Genomic DNA, 16,144 nt, shown 5'->3' with positions numbered 1-16,144 from the left:
CGTGGGGATCCCGCGCCCTGCAGACTGTCGTCGATGACGAGGCGATGGACCAGGTGCCGTGCTTGCTGACAGCGCGGGCCTCCCGGACGCGCACGCGGCGATCCGCGCGTTTTGGGAGCGCGAGGGTTCGGAATATGACCAGCGGGCCGCGCACGGTATCTCCTCGGAGCCGGAACGTCGACTGTGGACGGCGGCGCTGAGCGCAATCCCGGAGCGTTCGCGGGTGCTCGATATCGCCACGGGCACGGGCTTTGTCGCGTTGTTGCTGAGCGAGCTCGGCCACCGGGTGACCGGCGTGGATGCCTCCGAGGCGATGTTGGCCCGGGCCCGCGCCAAGGCCGCCGCCACCGCCGCGACTGTCGAGTTCGTGGAGGGTGTCACCGAAAAGCTGCCGTTCCCCGACGCCAGCTTCGACGCGCTGACGGCGCGGCACTTCATCTGGACCTTGCTCGAACCGGAGAAGGCCTTCGCGGAGTGGCGGCGGGTGTTGGCCCCGGACGCGACGCTGATCGCCGACGTCTCGCTGAACCCGCACGTGGCGGGCCACCATTACGCCGACGACGTCGCCGCCGCGTTGCCGTTTCGCGCGCTCTCCGACGCTGCTCCGGTGGCCGACGCGCTCCGGGCGGCCGGGTTCGAGCACGTTCGGATCGACCTTTCTCAAGATGGCGGGGAATACCCCCGAGCCATGCTGCACGCCCGGGCCGGCCAATAGCGCCGAGCCGCAACATATTTCATGACGGTGACGCGCGCCGGGTTCCTCCGAAATCGGGTTGTGCCGCGTAATCAGTTGCTTTCAAGCTGATTTCAACCGTCGTCAATCGCGCCCGATGGCGCTGAACTGGGCAGGGGCTCCGGACGGTCGTACTCGCCGCGATGCCCCACTCGCGCCGGTCATTTCGATCGCCGGCGCGGGTGCGCGGAGCTTGACCGGCCGACCATTCGGAGACCTCGATGACGATCGCAGAGCAGGAAAGCACCCGGGCGGCGACCCCGCCCGCAGAGGCGGCACCCGTCCCGGGCATGCGCCGGGTGGCGTTGGCCAGTCTCGCCGGCAGCGTGCTGGAGTGGTACGACTTCTTCCTCTACGGCTTTGCGGCCACCCTGGTCTTCGGTCCGCTGTTCTTCCCGCGCGCCTCGGCCACGGCCGGAGTGCTTGCCGCACTTGGCACTTTCGCGGTGGGGTTCGTCGCCCGCCCTTTGGGCGGGGTCGTCTTCGGGCACTTGGGTGATCGCCTTGGACGCAAGAAGATGCTGGTGGCAACGCTTTTGATCATGGGCATCCCGTCGTTTCTGATGGGGTTGCTGCCCAGCTACAGCGCGATAGGGTGGTCGGCGCCCGCGCTGCTGGTGTTGTTGCGGTTTCTTCAGGGGGTGGGGCTCGGCGGCGAATGGGCCGGCGCGGTCCTGGTGGTCACCGAGACCAGCCCGCCACACCGCAGCGGTTTCTGGGGATCGCTGGTGCAGACCGGGGCGACGCTGGGCCAGGGGTTGGCCACCGGCTCGCTGTTCATCCTGGCCTCGTTGCTGAGCGAACACAGTTTCGTGACGTGGGGTTGGCGGGTGCCGTTCCTGTTCGGGATCGCGCTGAGCGTCGTCGGCCTGTTCATCCGGTTGCGGGTGATGGAATCGCCGGAGTTCACCGCGCTGCACCGCAGCGGCGAACTGTCGCGTTTCCCGTTGCGCGAGGCCGTTCGTCAGCACGGCCGCACCATGCTGGTCTGCTTCGGGGTCTATTTGGGCGGCGTGACCGTCCCGTTCTTCGTCGAGACCGTCTTTCTCACCGGCTACGGCACCAAAAGCCTTGCCCGGCCGGCCTCGTCGGTGCTGCTGGGAATCTCCGCCGTGCACGTCACCGTGTTCTGGGTGCTGACGCTGCTGGGCGGCTGGCTCGCCGATCGGGTCGGCGCGCCGAGGGTGGTCCGCGCGGGCCTACTCGGATTGCTCGTGTTGCCGACGGCGGGGCTGCTGGCCGTCCTCTCCGCCTCGTCGACGGTGGCGGCGCTGCTGATCACCGAGACCTTGATCGGCGCGCCGATGTGGGTCGTGTGGGGCGCATTGCCCAAATACCTCGCCGAGTCCTTCCCGGCCCGGGTCCGCTACACCGGAATGTCGTTGTCCGGCCAGAGTTCCACCATCATCGGCGGGCTCATCCCGTTGCTGCTCACCTCGGTGGTCGCCCACGTGGGCGGGGCGTTGTGGCCGGTAGCGCTGACCACCACCGCGGTGGCGGCGTTCGGGCTGCTCGGCCTGCTGTGGGCGCACCGGACCCGGTGAGGTCGCCCACGCCCTGTCAGGCGGCCCCAAAGAACTGGCCCTCCAACGGCTCCGATGGGCGCCCGTCCGGGCCGACCGGGATGTCGCCGACCAGCGTGATCCGATGCAGCACGCGCTCGTGATCGAGATGCTCGAAGTCGCGCGGCGCGAGATGCAACGTGGCCCGATTGTCCCAGAACGCAACGCTTCCCGGCTCCCACTTGAATCGAACCGAATACTCCGGACGGGGATCTGCTCGAACAACAGGTCCAGGACGTGACGACTCTCCCGCGGGGACAGGTCGACGATCTCCTTGGTGAAGAACTGGTTGACATACACCACGCGCTCGTTGGTCTCGGGGTGCACCCGCACCACCGGATGGATTGCCGCCAACGGCTTGCCGCGAACCAGCTCGCCGATCTTCTCGGCGCTGCGTTCGAAGGCCAGCGCGGCACCAAACCGGTGCTCGGCGCGAAGCCCGTCGATGAACCCACGCACCAGTGGTGAAAGGCCTTGGTAGACACCTACGGTGTCGGACTTTTGAGGGTAACGACGATCCGATCCCGCGAGAGCGGTTGAAATCGGACTGAAGGAAAGCCCGCTCCTGAGTACCCTACGGTCGCGGCGCGCCGAGCCGATACACCCGCCAGCCCGCCCGCTGCCAGCGGGCGGTGTCCAGGCAGTTGCGGCCGTCGACGATGACGCGGGCGCGCACCCCGTCGGCCAGGTCGTCGGGATCGAGCTCGACGAATTGCCGCCACTCGGTGAGCACCAGCACGGCATCCGCGCGCTCGCAGGCCTCTTCGACCGAGACCGCATAGTTCAGGGTCGGGAACAGGCGCTGCGCGTTGTCCAGAGCCTTGGGGTCATAGACGTTGACCGCGGCGCCGTTGAGCTGCAGTTGCCCCGCCACGTTGAGGGCGGGCGAGTCGCGCACGTCGTCGGACTCGGGCTTGAACGCCGCGCCGAGCACCGCGACGTTGGCGCCCAACAGCGACCCGCCGCACGCCGCGCTGGCCAGTTCCACCATCCGGGTGCGGCGACGCATGTTGATGCTGTCCACCTCACGCAGGAACGTCAGCGCCTGGTCGGCCCCGAGTTCGCCGGCGCGCGCCATGAATGCCCGGATGTCCTTTGGCAGGCAGCCACCGCCGAAACCCAAACCGGCATTGAGGAATTGGCGTCCGATGCGGGGATCGTATCCGAGCGCATCCGCCAGCAGGCTGACGTCCGCGCCGGCCGCCTCGCACACCTCGGAAATGGCGTTGATGAACGAGATCTTCGTCGCCAGAAAGGCATTGGCGGAGACCTTGACCAACTCCGCGGTTTGCAGATCCGTCACCAGGAACGGCACCCCCGCGTCCAGCAGCGGGCCGTACAGCTCACGAACGGCGGCCTCGGCGCGCACCGAATCCTGGTGGACCCCAAGCACAATGCGGTCCGGGCGCAGGGTGTCCTGCACCGCGTAGCCCTCGCGCAGAAACTCCGGATTCCAGGCGATTTCGACGTCCACCCCGCGCGGCGCCAGCGCGGCGGCGCGTTGGTTCAACTCGGCCGCGGTGCCCACCGGGACCGTCGATTTGCCCACCAGCACCGCCGAACTGGTCAACCGGGGCACCAACTCGTCGATCACGGCATAGACGTGGCGCAGATCGGCGCCGTATTCGCCCTTCTTCTGCGGTGTGCCCACGCCCAGGAAGTGCAGGTCGGCGAAGTCGGCGGCCGCGTCGTAGTCGGTGGTGAACCGCAGCCGTCCCGCAGCCAGGTTCTCGTTCAACAACTTTCGCAAGCCTGGCTCGTAAAAGGGGATGTCACCCCCGGCGAGCTTGGCCACCTTGCCCGGGTCGATGTCGATCCCGAGGACGTCGTGTCCGAGCGCCGCCATCCCGACCGCGTGGGTGGCACCGAGGTATCCCGTGCCGAACACGGTGCATCGCATACCACTGGTGTAAGCGACCCCGATGAGCTAACCGCGTCGCCGGGCTAAGCGGGAGGCAAACGGAAGATGACGGGTGGCCGCCGCTCCGCCGGCCTATTAAATCCCCGGGATGCCCGGGATGTTGATGCGTGGGCCACCCCCGCCGAATCCGCCGTGACCGTGGCCACCGCCGAAACCGCCGCGCGGCCCGCCGCCGAAGCCGCCGCGCGGGCCACCGGGGAAGCCGTCGTCGTGGTCCCCGTGGCCTCCGCCGTGACCGGGGCCCCACCCGCCACCGGGCGGACCGCCGATGCCTGGGATCGGCAGCGGGATCGGCACCGGAACGGGCGCGACCGGCGGCGGAGCGGGCGGCGGGGCCGCCGGAACCGGGATCGGCGCGGGCGCCACCGGGGCCGGAGCCGGGGCGGCCGGAGCCGGGGCGGGAGCCTCTGGAACGGGCGCCGGGGCCTCCGGGGCGGGCGCGGGAGCCGCGGGCGCCTGGGCAGGCGCCGGGGCCGCGGGCGCCGGGGCGGGCCGGGTGGGCGCGACCACGACGTTCTCATTCGGGCTGGGCCGCACATTCGCCGTCGGGCGGATGGCGATGGCCAGTGAGACGACCAGCGCCACCACGCCGATGACGAAGACCGCCGCCACGGCGCTGCCCACCAACTTGAAGTTGCGCCCACGATATTCCGCGCCGACGAGCTCGGTCGCCGCGGTCTGCGAGCCGGTGAAGAAGTCGTCGGGGTCGTCGGGCACGGCGCTGTACGCCAGGGCATCCACCCCGGCGTCACCGGGCGCGTCGAAGTAGCCGGGCGCCACCGCCAGCGGATTGATCGCACCGGTGCCGGGATCCTGCGCGTACGCCAGGGCCGCGGTGGACGACGCGAACAGCGGGGCATGCGCCGATGCCAGCGCGGCGCCGCGGGCCAGCGCCGTTTCCGGTTCCTCGGCCGCCGTCAACGGCAGGGTGGTCGCCGCCTCCAGCGCGGGCTTGATCAGCGGGATGTCGATGCCGGAGCCGACGACGAACACGGCGTCCGGGCGGCTTTCCATGTTCTCCGCGCCGGAGACCAGGCGCGTCAGCTCGGCGACGGCCGCCTCGTCGTCTTCGGGGAGGACCTGGCGCCGGACGTCGGCGATGGATCCGTCGGCGCTGTCGACGATCGCCAGCGTCGCGGTTTCGGGCTCGATGTAGAGCAGCGCGGTCTGCGCGTAGTTGGTCCGGTGGCCGACCGCTTGGGCCAGCGCGGCCGCGGCCAGGAAGGCCGAGACCAGCATCACATTTTCGACCTTGTGGGCGGCGAGCTTGTCGCGCAGCGCGGCCGCCTCGACGGGGTCGGTGAAGGTGACCCCGGTCGACGCCAGTTGGTAGCCACCCTCCGCCGCGCCCTGACGCGTCCCCAAGATGGCGGAGACTACCTGGTCCGAGGCGGTGACAGTTGCTGCGTCAGTGGACGTCGTCACGTCGAAATTGTCTTCATCGACGGTGGCACCGTCGCCGTTTTCCCCCTCGACCAGCACCATCCGGACTGCGGTCGGCGCCATCGACACACCAAGTACGGTGTCCAAAGCTCCTCCAATAGTCGGTTGCTAGTCATTCGCGGTGAGGGCGTCGCCGTCGCACGAAATGATGGCGCGTGACATCGCGGAGTCCCCACCGTTATTCCCCTAGTGCCCCGATTTTACGCGTGTTCGGCGGCCGGGGGGTGGGCCGGGACCCGTCCGCGGCGGGGCTAGGGGACCGGAAAATCGGGCCCCAAATGGCGATGCAGCCAGTCGTCCCAGTGTGGGTGGTCGCCGGATTGCGGCGGGGACGGCGCAGGTGCCTGGGGCGCGTCGGGCGTCGGCGCTTCGGGCGGCGCCGGCGCAGGGGCCGACGGCGGGGGCGGGCCGGTATTCGGGGGCGACGGGGCCTGCGGAGCGACGACGTTCGTGCTGACCTCCGGTGGTTGGTCCGTGCCCGGATCGCGGCCGAAGAGGAGCGCGAGCGCCAACGCGACGAAGCCGGTGACGAAAATGGTCATCACGAGCGCGACGGTGGCCGCCGGCTTTCGGCTGTGCCGCTCGCGTGACCGGGCGGCCCGCGCGTCGGGGTTGGACCCGGCCGCCTCGGTCGAGGAAATCCGCGCGGACGGCATCGTGATCGTCCGCGGCGCGCCCAACCGTGCGTTCGCCGCGGCCAGCGAGGCACCCCGGGCCAGGGCCATCTCGGGTTCCTCGGGCGTGGTCACCGAGAGCGACGTGGCGGCCTCGAGCGTTGGCTTGATCAACGGGATGTCCACGTCGGAGCCGACGAGGAACAGCCCGTCAGGCCGCGCCCTCATTGATTCGGCGCCCGAGACCATCGCCGTCAGCTTCGCCAGCGCGACGTCGTCGCGGCCGGGCAGCGGGTGCCGGTGCACGTCGGTGACGGTCCCGTTGGAGGTGTCGACGACCGCGAGGGTCGCGCTGGTGGGTTCGACGAGCAGCAACGCCGTGCGGGCCCAGTTGGTCGCGCTGCCCATCGCCTGCGCCAGCGCCGCGGCGGCCATCACCGCCGAGACCAGCATCACGTTCTCGATCCTGCGCGCCGCCAACACATCTCGCAGGGCCGCCGCCTCGGCCGGGTCGGTCCAGCTCACTCCGCTCGATTTGAGCTGGTAACCACCCTGGGCCGCGCTGTCGCGGGTGCCGAGAATGGCCGCGACGACGTGATCCGCGGCGGCAGCTGGGGTCGGATCGCCGACGACGTCGAAGCCGTCCTGATCGACGGTCACCCCGCCCGCGGCAGCGCCTTCGACGAGCACCATGCGGACTGTCTCCGGTGCCATCGACACACCGAGTACGACCTCCACCGCTCCTCCAAATCGCCAGACGCTTGGTTGCTGTGCTGCGCCAGCACAGCCGCGCCGGCGCCGCATGGGGGTTCGCGACGCCACCCTAGCCTGCTGAGTTATCGGTGGCCGTGACCGCCGAAGGTGTGCCCCATGCGCCGCTTGGTGGGGGCAGGCTCGGCAAACCGAGGCTATTTGTGGCCGCCGCCACCGCCGCCACCGTGACCACCGCCGAAACCGCCCAGGCCGCCACCGCTGTGGCCGCCGCCGAAGCCACCCAGGCCACCGCCGCTATGCCCGCCGCCGAAGCCACCGCCGCCTCTAGGCGCCGGCGCAGCGTGGCCACCGCCAAATCCGCCGCCAGGAGCAGGAGCGTGACCGCCGCCAAGTCCGCCGCCGGGCGCAGGAGCGTGGCCGCCGCCAAGTCCGCCGCCGGGCGCAGGAGCGTGGCCGCCGCCGAGTCCGCCCGGGCCGCCCCCACCAGGCTTCGGTACGCCGCCGCCCGAACCGGGCGTCGGGACATGGCCGCCACCCGAACCCGGGGTCGGGACATGGCCACCGCCGGAACCACCCGAACCCGGCGTCGGGACATGGCCGCCACCGGAACCACCCGAGCCGGGCGTCGGCACGTGGCCTCCGCCGGAGCCGCCCGACCCGGGCGTCGGGACGTGGCCGCCACCGGAACCACCCGAGCCGGGTGTCGGCACGTGGCCTCCGCCGGAGCCACCCGACCCGGGCGTCGGGACGTGGCCGCCACCGGAACCACCCGAGCCGGGTGTCGGCACGTGGCCTCCGCCGGAGCCACCCGAACCCGGCGTCGGCACGTGACCGCCACCGGAGTTACCCGGAGCGCCCGGCTTGGGCGGGGTGCCTTCACCGGGAGGCGTTTGATGGGGCGGCGACTGCGGAACGGTGCCGCCCACCTTCGGGGGCGTCGGCGGCTGAGGAATTTGCACCGGCGGTTGCGGCCGCGCCGGTTGAGGGATCGACACACGCGGCGGTGCCTCGAACAGCGGCGGCCTTACCACCGGGTTGGGAACCGGGATGCGCACCGGCACCGGAACGGGAAGGGGCGGAACCACGACGGGAACGGGGACCACCGGCGGCGCCGCCGGTACGGGAGGGGCTTCCGGCGGCGGAGGCGCGGGCAGCGGGGCCGCGACCGGGGGATTCAACGGCTTGGGGGCCGCCACCGGGGCCGGCAGGCTGATCTTCGGCTCCGGCGCGGACGCCTGCACGGGCGCCGGCGCCTGCTCGGTGGGAACGATCAGGTGCTGGTTCGGGGTGGGCTGCAATGCGACGGTGCCCGTCGTGCGGATCCCGATCGCGAGCGCGATCTCGAGCGCCAACACCGCGCTGATGCCGGCCACCGCCAGCCCGCTGCCGATCAGCAGGGCCGGCCGCCGCTGCGGCTGACTCTCTTCGGGAAGGAAGAGCCGTTCGATGACCACGGTCGGCGAGTCGGCGTCCTCATCGGCCACCGCGCTGTAGGCGAGCTCGTCGTCGCCGTCGTCGGGACCGAACGGGACATAGAGGTATTCGGGCAGTGAGTGCTGGTCGACGGCGCCGGTGCCGGGGTCCTGCGCATAGGCCAGCGCCGCGGTCGAGGAGGCGAACAGCGGGGCGTTCGCCGACGCCAGCGCCGCGCCGCGGGCCAGCGCCGTCTCCGGCTCCTCGGCCACGCTCACGTCGAGCGCCGTCGTCGTCTGCAGCGCCGGCTTCAACGGGCCGACATCGACGCCCGAGCCCACCACGAACAGCCCGTCCGGGCGGTATTCGAGCTTCTCCAGCCCGGCGACCATTCCGCTGAGTTGCTCGGCGGCGGCGCCGTAGGACTCGGCACGGATCTGCTGCTTGTACACATCGGGGATGGAGCCGTCGGAGGTCTCCACGACGGCCAGCGTGGCGGTATCGGGCTCCACCAGGAGGACGGCGGTGCGTTCGTAACCCATTGCGCCGCCGACGTTTTGCGCGAGCGCCGCCGCGGCGAGAAACGCCGAGACCAGCATCACGTTGTCGAGCCGGTGAGCGGTCAGCGCGTCGCGCAGGGCGGCAGCTTCGAACTGGTCGGTCCACGTCACCCCGATGGACGACAGCTCGAGGCCGGCATCGGCGGCACCCTCGCGGGTGCCCAAGATTGCCGAGATGACCCGGTCGGACGCGCTCACGGTCGCCGCGTCGTCGGCGCCGGTGACGTCGATCGCGTCCTCTTCTACCGTGGCGCCGTCGGCGTATTCGCCTTGCAGGACAACCATTTGGATCGACGACGGTGCCATCGACACCCCGAGCACGATATCCAAAACAAACCCCTCCAAAGGCATTGCGGTGAACCACGGCCAGGTGGAGGTAAAAACCATGGCTAACTAAGTATCGCGCAGAACGGGTGCGAGCGGGCCCCGCAGAACCTATGTAGACGATATGAAGTTCTGATAGGAGCGCGACGGCGTGGGTCCTCGCTGGCCCTGGTACTTCGAGCCCACTCGCGAACTGCCGTAAGGGTGTTCGGCCGGGCTGGTCAACCGCAAGATGCACAGCTGACCGATCTTCATGCCCGGCCACAGCGTGATCGGCAGGTTCGCGACGTTGGACAGTTCAAGGGTGATGTGACCGCTGAAGCCGGGATCGATGAAGCCGGCGGTCGAATGCGTCAGCAGGCCGAGGCGGCCCAGCGACGACTTGCCCTCCAGCCGTCCCGCGAGGTCTTCGGGCAAGGTGATGAGCTCCAGCGTCGAGCCGAGCACGAACTCGCCGGGATGCAGCACGAACGGCTCCCCCTCGACGGGCTCGACCAGGGTGGTCAGCTCGTCCTGCTGCTTGGCCGGGTCGATGTGGGTGTAGCGGGTGTTGTTGAACACCCGGAACATGCAGTCGAGGCGAACGTCGATGCTGGACGGCTGCACCAGGGCGTCGTCGAAGGGGTCGATGCCCAACCGGCTGGCGCTGATTTCGGCCCTGAGGTCGCGATCGGAGAGCAGCACGCGACGAGCCTATCTGCTGGGCAGCGGGTTCAGCGGAGATAGACCTCGTCGCCGGTCGGATATCCGCCGCCGGTGGTCGTGACGTGCACGTGGTCGTAGTGGCCGAGCCGGCTGGCCTGCGCTCCGCCAGGGGTGTAGTAGACGCCGCGCCAGATCGCGTCCTGGATCCCGAACCGGGTGGCGTTCTGCATCACGTAGGCGACGATCGAGTTGCCCAGCGCGATGCCCTCGGCGCTGCCGGGGTTGGGGATCATGACGTCGAGCGCCAACCCGCGGGGATGCCAGGGCAGCGAATCTGGCCGCACCCCACCGATCTCGTGGATCTGGGGGAACTCCGCGCTGATGCTGCGCTCGACCAAGATCGTGCGGACCTGAAGGCCCTGCTCCGGCGCGACGCCGGCGGGCAGGAAGCGCGATCGCGTGTGGTAGCGCGATGCCGCGGCGGGCTCGCCGTCAACCAGCGCTTTAGCGGGCCGCTTTGACGCGGCTGTCACGATTTGCACGCAACAGGGGGCGGGCTCGCTGATAACGGGTTTGGCCTGGTTGTGCGGTGCAAATGGATGGACGTCGGCGGACACCGCGAAGAACACCGCGGCGGGGGCGAGCACCCCAGCCAGGGCCACTGACGGTTTACGTCGCTTCCTGGCTAATTCGTGTCGACCCACCCGGAGCACATTACGTTGCGATAACGAAATAATAAATCTGAGCGTCATGAGAATAGTTAGATAGGCGTCTTAGATTTCGCGTGCCCGCTCTTAGGACCCGGTTGCCGGGGGAGGTCAGGCCTCCTGGGCCCGCCGGCGGGCGCGGTGGCGGATGCTAGCCTGCTGAGGCGACTGTGCCGATGTAGTTCAATGGCAGAACATCAGCTTCCCAAGCTGAATACGCGGGTTCGATTCCCGTCATCGGCTCCACATCCACCAGCGGTAACGCTTTCACATGCTGGGCAGCGCGGCCCGGGCACCGAATCTCTTCCTTGGTCGAGGCGACGCCACGGCGATCGGCGGGCCATGCGCAGTCTGGCCACAGAGCCGCGCGCGATGGCTAGTCCCGTTTGCTCGGCCCTACATAACGTTGGCGGCGTGATACGGCACCCACGGCGCGGCTGTCCATGCCGGCGCTAGGGCAACGACCGCTGCTAAGTCTCACCGCTGGCCACCATGCGGTCTTCCGCCGCGTCAACCGGGGGGCGAGGCAGTGAAGTTCGGTGTCGTCGAAGCGCCACTGCATAGCCGGTTCGGGCCGACGGCGGCGGCCGAAATGGGTTATCGGGTAGCCATGCTGACCGGTGCTGATTCGTACTGGCTGCCCGACCATCTCAATGCCTTTTTGCCGCGAGCGGTGATGACGCCGAAGTACAGCGGGATAGCCCGACTGGCGCCCGATGCGAACGCATTCCTGGAGCCGTGGACGACGCTCGGGCACCTCGCCGGCCGGCATCGTTTCAACCGGATGCGACTGGGCACCTGCGTGACCGACACCGGCCGCCGGAATCCGGCCGTGACGGCGCAGGCCGCGGCGACGCTGCACCTGATGACACGGGGCCGCGCGGTCCTCGGGATCGGAACCGGGGAACGCGAAGGCAACGAGCCATATGGGGTGGACTGGTCCAAGCCGGTGGCCAGATTCGAGGAGGGGCTGGCGACGATCCGTGCGCTGTGGAACTCCAACGGGCAGTTGGTGAATCGAGATTCGGAATGGTTCCCCCTGCGCAATGCAATTTTCACCTTGCCTGCCGTGAAAGGCAACCGGCCGCAGATCTGGGTGGCCTCGCACGGACCGCGGATGTTGCGGGCGACGGGTCGCTACGCCGACGGGTGGTTCCCAGTGGCGATCGTTAGCCCGGAACGGTACGCAACCGGGTTGGAACAGGTTCGCGCGGCCGCCGACGACGCCAACCGGGATCCGTACTCCATCGTCGCCGCGATCACGCAGTTCGTCGTGACCGGGCGCAGTACGGCCGAGGTCGACGACGCCTTGGAGTCAGTGCCCGCCCGCACGTATGCCCTCCTTCTCCCGGATGTGGAATGGGCCGAGCACGGCGCCCGTCACCCGATGGGAGAGGGATGCACCGGATATCAGGACATCCTGCCGCAACTACTCGACGAGGCGACGACGCTCGCCCACATCGATGCGGTACCGCGGGCTTTGATGCGGCGATGCCTGCTCAGCGGAACACCTGACGAGGTCCTCGATCAGCTCGCCACCTACCGCGATCACGGTGTCCGGTATCCGACGCTGCTCAACATGAGCACCATCCAGCCCCAACTCAGTCGCGGGCTGTCCAGCGCGTTGCCCTTCATGAAGATCCTCCGCGGAATCGCGAGGCTGTGAGAGCACCGAACCTGGCTTGTCCCAACGGTTTTGCGCGCCCCTCGAGGGTGCCGACGCGTTGGCCTGCCCTACCCGGCTCAGCGGTCCCGTGGCGGTACCGCCCGACGCTTCAACTACACCCCGGCGTTGACCGGCGCGGGCGCGTGTGTCGTCGCCCCGGCGCGCCTGGTCAGGTAATCGACCTGGAGATAAATGGCGTAGAGGACGAAGACCGGCAGGATCATGTAGGGGACGTTCTCCCCGACCAGCTTGAACCACAGGCCGTAAGCGCCCTGGCCGATGTCGTTGAAGCCGGTGCGGATTTCGCTGACGTAATAGACGAGGGTCCCGGTGAGCAGCACTGCGACGCCGAAGAACGTCAGCCAAAGACACTTGATCCGCGACTCGTCGGGTAAATCCTTGCGCAACAAGCGAAGCCACACGATGGTGAGCATGATGCCGACGAGCACTGCGCCGAATTCCAGGCCGAAGATCCACGGGTCGTCGCTGCGGTAGCGGGTATCGGCCAGGCCGTACTGCCACCACAGCCACCGCCACCCTGGGTCCGTGGTGGCGGTCCACAGGTTGAACGGGTGACCGAGCAAGAACGGCAACTCATAGGTCAGCTGGCTTCCCGCCGTCAGAGGGATGTAAATCAGTGTCAGCTCGGCCGCAAGCTGCAGACGGGATCGCTGCTCTCCCCGTCCCTTCCAGAACAGGATGAGGGGCAGCAGCAGCACCGGGATGCCGAAGATCAAATTCGCCGCCACATCCACCGTCAGCGTCGGGGGTAGCAGCCGGGTGGCCTCCGCGATGGTCATGAAGACGAAGACGACGCCGACGACCGTCAGCAGACCTACATAGGCGCGCTGACGGTGCGGTGCAAACGGACGAGCGAGGTCCGGTGATTCCATGACGCAACCTCTGATTCGACAGCGGGTGTCAAGTAGTTGATATCAGCCAGTTGACCATATTGCCGGCGCGATCCATCGTCAACAGCTCCGATGATCGCTTCGCTGGGAGCGCCCGCGTCCCGTCGCCAGGCCGCCGAACCAAACCTCCCGTTGTCAAAACGTGACCGTTGCGTGGCCAAATATCCACGTGCCCTTGCGCTTTCGCAGGTCAGACGCCATTTATCATCCCTATTGCAACGATGTCAGTTAAAAGGGAATTGAGGCCATGCGGACCGGTGTTCGGTGTGTTCTTGGGGTCGTCGGGGTCGCTGCCGGAATGGTCGTAGCGCCGGCCGGTGTGAGCCTCGCGTCGGCCAACCTGTCGCATGGTCCGGCCATCGCGTCGGTTTCACCGGCGCGCGGCGAGGTCGTGGGCGTGGCGCATCCCGTGGTGGTGACGTTCCGTGGTCCGGTCACCGACCGGAGCGCCGCCGAGCGGGCGGTTGAGGTCAAGTCGACGCCCGCGATGACGGGCAAGTTCGAATGGCTCGACAACAAGGTCGTCCAGTGGGTGCCCGATCGATACTGGCCGGCGCACAGCACAATTGCGCTGACGGTGGGCCAGGCGACCTCGGAGATCAAAACAGGTCCCGCCGTCATCGGGGTGGCCAGCATCTCGCAGCACACGTTCACCGTGAGCATCGACGGGGCCGAGGCGGGACCGCCGACCCAACTCCCGGCGCCGCATCATCGGCCGCACTTCGGGGAGCAGGGCGTGATGCCGGCCTCGCTCGGCAGGCCGGAATACGCGACGCCGGTCGGCTCGTACACCGTGCTCTCGAAAGAGCCTGCGGTGACCATGGATTCGAGCAGCGTCGGCATCCCCGTCGACGACCCCAACGGCTACCTGCTCACGGTCAACTACGCCGTCCGCATCACCAACCGGGGACTGTTCGTGCACTCGGCCCCCTGGGCCGTCCAATCACTGGGGCTTGAGAACGTCAGCCACGGCTGCATCAGCCTGAGCCCCGATGACGCCGAGTGGTACTACAACCACGTCAACGTCGGCGACCCGGTGATCGTCCAGGACTAGCGCCTCAGTCAGACCGAGCTGCGTCAAGCGGCGCCCTCGCAAACGAAGCTCCGCACCCACATGCAAGCCGGGTGCGGAGCTTCGATTGTTGGGGCACGCAACGGAACGGGCCCGCTGGTAGGAACCAGCGGGCCCGCACACATTCGGGCTCAGCTCGCGGGGCCCGGGCGAATCGGCTGACCGGACGTCGGCCCGCCGGTGGGCGCCGGGCCGGTCGGCGCGTCCTTCACCCCGGCCATGTCGATGATCGGAGCGGCCGCCTCCAAGGGAGCACCCGCCACCGGGCCGCCCAGGGCGATCAGCGGCGCACCGGCGGGCACCACCGGCACCGGCGGCACGACCGGCACGGGCGGCGCGAGCGGCAGTGGCGGCACGATCGGCACCGGAGCACCGAGCGGCACCGGTCCGGGCACGGCCATGGGCACGCCGGACATGTCAGTGAGCGGCGCCGCGCACATGTCCGCCGGCGCGCCCGCTGCCACGGGACCTCCGGCGGCCGGCGCCGCATCGCCCGCTTGCCCCTGGATGCACGCGTGGCCGCCCGTTATCAGCGGGGCGGCCGCCGCGTCGGGGCTCAACGCTATAGCTGCTCCGCACAACCCAGCGCCGGCAACTACTTTCATGTTGAACCGATCGACGATCGCCATCAGCGCCAACTCTCCTTCATTCACGCTCAGCTATTTCCGCAATCAATCAGTGCAGCAGGCCCGCCTAGCCGTACCGAGGCCGCCTTTTCACGACCGGGCCAATTGTCAGCAGCCGACACGCGACACGAGCCACGCCGCACCGCGCCGTTTCCAAATGGTGACGTCACAACGCTGTCACGAATCGGAACACCGCCGAAGGACATCCCTGACCTGCGCCGACACGCGTGCGTTCTGGGGCTTCTCCCGGGTCGTGCCGCCGACTTCGAATCCCGCGGACTTTATTTACCCGCAGGTCATTCACAGGGAATTTTTGATGCACAAAGTCTGTCCAGGAGGTTACATAGAAGTGAACACCGTGAGAGCAACCGTTGACAGACAGAGGGGAAGGGCATATGTCACCACGTCGTCTAGCTGGCGGTTTCATCGCCTCGGCGCTGTTCGGTGCCCCGCTTCTCGCCGGCCTCGTCTGGGCCAGCCCCGCGCAGGCCGACGCGGCCAGCTTTCTCAATGACATGCACAAGGACGGGATCCACGCCGTGACCGGCGGCGACGCCGCACTCCTGCAGGCGGGCCTGAACATCTGCCAGCAAATTTCCTGGGGCGCCCCGCCCGCGCAGCTCGAGGGCCTGGCGCTGCAGCGCTCCGACGAACGACAGGGAGCCGGCGGCCTCAGCCCCCAGCAGGCAGGCGACATCGTCGTCTTCGCCATGCGCGATCTGTGCCCAAGCTAGCCACGCCGAGCTGAGTCCTCGCACACCGCGCGCGCAGCCGCGCGGCCAGTCTTCGCCGACTATTCATCCTCCGGATCTCCCGCGCAGCGGTCCATGCACTTTTGTGTAAAGGTGCATCATCCGCATCGCGCAAAGACACAAGGAGAACGTGGGATGGCGGCACGCAGGCTGCACGGCCGGTTCATCGGAGCGGCGCTGACGTTGGGTCCACTTCTGATCTCGGGAATTGCCTGGGCCGGCCCGGCGCGGGCCGACCAGGCCGCCTTCCTCAACGACCTGCACAACGCCGGGATCCACGCCGTCGACGGCGGCGACGACGCGCTGTTGCAGATGGGCGCGGATCTGTGTCAGCAGCTTTCGTGGGGCGCTTCGCCGCAGCAGCTGGAGCTGCTCGCGCTGCAGCGCTCCGATGCCGACCAGGGCTCCGGCGGGATCAACGGCCGCCAGGCCGCCGACGTGGTGATCTTCGCCCTGCGCGACCTCTGCCCCAACGCCTAGC

14 protein-coding genes, 1 tRNA gene and 2 pseudogenes are annotated in these 16,144 nt (G+C 68.8%); 7 read left to right on the top strand and 10 right to left on the bottom strand.

What is annotated here, in order from left to right:
- The first annotated feature begins 58 nt into the window (after positions 1–58).
- Both QGN30_RS04630 and QGN30_RS04625 read left to right on the top strand, forming a co-directional pair.
- The gene (locus tag QGN30_RS04630; RefSeq protein ID WP_014385946.1) at positions 59–715 is read left to right on the top strand and encodes a class I SAM-dependent methyltransferase; all 657 of its coding nucleotides are present in this window, start codon (positions 59–61) and stop codon (positions 713–715) included.
- Positions 716–954: 239 nt separating this feature from the next.
- Positions 955–2,277, top strand: coding sequence for an MFS transporter (locus QGN30_RS04625; RefSeq protein ID WP_248923259.1), 1,323 nt, complete (start codon positions 955–957; stop codon positions 2,275–2,277).
- 16 nt (positions 2,278–2,293) lie between these two features.
- Here QGN30_RS04625 and QGN30_RS04620 read toward each other — a convergent pair.
- From QGN30_RS04620 to QGN30_RS04585, 8 genes and pseudogenes are all read right to left on the bottom strand, one after another.
- Positions 2,294–2,443: pseudogene (locus QGN30_RS04620) on the bottom strand (TauD/TfdA dioxygenase family protein); the annotation flags it as partial.
- Between the two features lie 125 nt (positions 2,444–2,568).
- Positions 2,569–2,754 (bottom strand): annotated as a pseudogene (locus tag QGN30_RS04615) (TauD/TfdA dioxygenase family protein); the annotation flags it as partial.
- A 115-nt stretch (positions 2,755–2,869) separates the two neighbouring features.
- On the bottom strand, positions 2,870–4,195 hold the full coding sequence (locus QGN30_RS04610; protein ID WP_008261583.1) for a UDP-glucose dehydrogenase family protein: 1,326 nt from the start codon (positions 4,193–4,195) through the stop codon (positions 2,870–2,872).
- A 96-nt stretch (positions 4,196–4,291) separates the two neighbouring features.
- Positions 4,292–5,746 carry a DUF7159 family protein gene (locus QGN30_RS04605; RefSeq protein ID WP_416366845.1) on the bottom strand — a complete coding sequence of 485 codons (1,455 nt, stop codon included), beginning with the start codon at positions 5,744–5,746 and terminating at the stop codon, positions 4,292–4,294.
- 164 nt (positions 5,747–5,910) lie between these two features.
- Positions 5,911–7,011 (bottom strand): DUF7159 family protein, encoded by a 1,101-nt coding sequence (locus QGN30_RS04600; protein WP_042909819.1) that lies wholly within the window; start codon positions 7,009–7,011, stop codon positions 5,911–5,913.
- Positions 7,012–7,181: 170 nt separating this feature from the next.
- Entirely contained in the window at positions 7,182–9,347 is a 2,166-nt protein-coding gene (locus tag QGN30_RS04595; RefSeq protein ID WP_165576429.1) for a DUF7159 family protein, read from the bottom strand.
- A 48-nt stretch (positions 9,348–9,395) separates the two neighbouring features.
- On the bottom strand, positions 9,396–9,968 hold the full coding sequence (dcd, locus tag QGN30_RS04590) for a dCTP deaminase (RefSeq protein WP_008261591.1): 573 nt from the start codon (positions 9,966–9,968) through the stop codon (positions 9,396–9,398).
- A gap of 29 nt (positions 9,969–9,997) precedes the next feature.
- Positions 9,998–10,633 carry a hypothetical protein gene (locus QGN30_RS04585; RefSeq protein ID WP_198347146.1) on the bottom strand — a complete coding sequence of 212 codons (636 nt, stop codon included), beginning with the start codon at positions 10,631–10,633 and terminating at the stop codon, positions 9,998–10,000.
- A 175-nt stretch (positions 10,634–10,808) separates the two neighbouring features.
- Here QGN30_RS04585 and QGN30_RS04580 point away from each other — a divergent pair.
- Positions 10,809–10,882, top strand: a tRNA-Gly gene (locus QGN30_RS04580).
- A 283-nt stretch (positions 10,883–11,165) separates the two neighbouring features.
- Complete coding sequence (locus tag QGN30_RS04575; RefSeq protein ID WP_038537883.1) at positions 11,166–12,302, top strand: LLM class flavin-dependent oxidoreductase; 1,137 nt, start codon at positions 11,166–11,168, stop codon at positions 12,300–12,302.
- Positions 12,303–12,415: 113 nt separating this feature from the next.
- On the opposite strand, the gene QGN30_RS04570 is transcribed toward QGN30_RS04575, so the two are convergent.
- A complete protein-coding gene (locus QGN30_RS04570; RefSeq protein WP_248923260.1) occupies positions 12,416–13,195 on the bottom strand; it encodes an emopamil-binding protein in 780 nt (259 codons plus the stop codon).
- A gap of 265 nt (positions 13,196–13,460) precedes the next feature.
- Here QGN30_RS04570 and QGN30_RS04565 point away from each other — a divergent pair, with 265 nt between their 5' ends.
- Positions 13,461–14,267: a L,D-transpeptidase gene (locus QGN30_RS04565; RefSeq protein ID WP_008261597.1), complete on the top strand. Its 807-nt coding sequence runs from the start codon at positions 13,461–13,463 to the stop codon at positions 14,265–14,267.
- A gap of 149 nt (positions 14,268–14,416) precedes the next feature.
- Here QGN30_RS04565 and QGN30_RS04560 read toward each other — a convergent pair whose 3' ends face one another.
- A complete protein-coding gene (locus tag QGN30_RS04560; RefSeq protein ID WP_036389690.1) occupies positions 14,417–14,914 on the bottom strand; it encodes a hypothetical protein in 498 nt (165 codons plus the stop codon).
- A 392-nt stretch (positions 14,915–15,306) separates the two neighbouring features.
- Between QGN30_RS04560 and QGN30_RS04555 the strand changes: the two genes are divergently transcribed.
- Both QGN30_RS04555 and QGN30_RS04550 read left to right on the top strand, forming a co-directional pair.
- Positions 15,307–15,645, top strand: a complete 339-nt coding sequence (locus tag QGN30_RS04555) for a DUF732 domain-containing protein (protein ID WP_036454094.1) — start codon at positions 15,307–15,309, stop codon at positions 15,643–15,645.
- A 153-nt stretch (positions 15,646–15,798) separates the two neighbouring features.
- Positions 15,799–16,143: a DUF732 domain-containing protein gene (locus tag QGN30_RS04550; protein ID WP_008261604.1), complete on the top strand. Its 345-nt coding sequence runs from the start codon at positions 15,799–15,801 to the stop codon at positions 16,141–16,143.
- The last annotated feature ends 1 nt before the right edge of the window (position 16,144 follow it).

It is taken from the genome of Mycobacterium sp. 3-98 (assembly GCF_035918355.1).
Lineage (GTDB): Bacteria > Actinomycetota > Actinomycetes > Mycobacteriales > Mycobacteriaceae > Mycobacterium > Mycobacterium intracellulare.
Note: the sequence above shows the minus strand (reverse complement) of the source record. Positions and strands in the feature narration are given on the sequence as shown.

Excerpts from the sequence above, each read along its gene's own strand:
- QGN30_RS04610 (WP_008261583.1), bottom strand. The coding sequence starts at position 4,195 with ATGCGATGCACCGTGTTCGGCACGGGATACCTCGGTGCCACCCACGCG.
- QGN30_RS04570 (WP_248923260.1), bottom strand. The coding sequence starts at position 13,195 with ATGGAATCACCGGACCTCGCTCGTCCGTTTGCACCGCACCGTCAGCGC.
- QGN30_RS04595 (WP_165576429.1), bottom strand. The coding sequence starts at position 9,347 with ATGGTTTTTACCTCCACCTGGCCGTGGTTCACCGCAATGCCTTTGGAG.
- QGN30_RS04560 (WP_036389690.1), bottom strand. The coding sequence starts at position 14,914 with ATGGCGATCGTCGATCGGTTCAACATGAAAGTAGTTGCCGGCGCTGGG.
- QGN30_RS04625 (WP_248923259.1), top strand. The coding sequence starts at position 955 with ATGACGATCGCAGAGCAGGAAAGCACCCGGGCGGCGACCCCGCCCGCA.
- QGN30_RS04565 (WP_008261597.1), top strand. The coding sequence starts at position 13,461 with ATGCGGACCGGTGTTCGGTGTGTTCTTGGGGTCGTCGGGGTCGCTGCC.
- QGN30_RS04550 (WP_008261604.1), top strand. The coding sequence starts at position 15,799 with ATGGCGGCACGCAGGCTGCACGGCCGGTTCATCGGAGCGGCGCTGACG.
- QGN30_RS04555 (WP_036454094.1), top strand. The coding sequence starts at position 15,307 with ATGTCACCACGTCGTCTAGCTGGCGGTTTCATCGCCTCGGCGCTGTTC.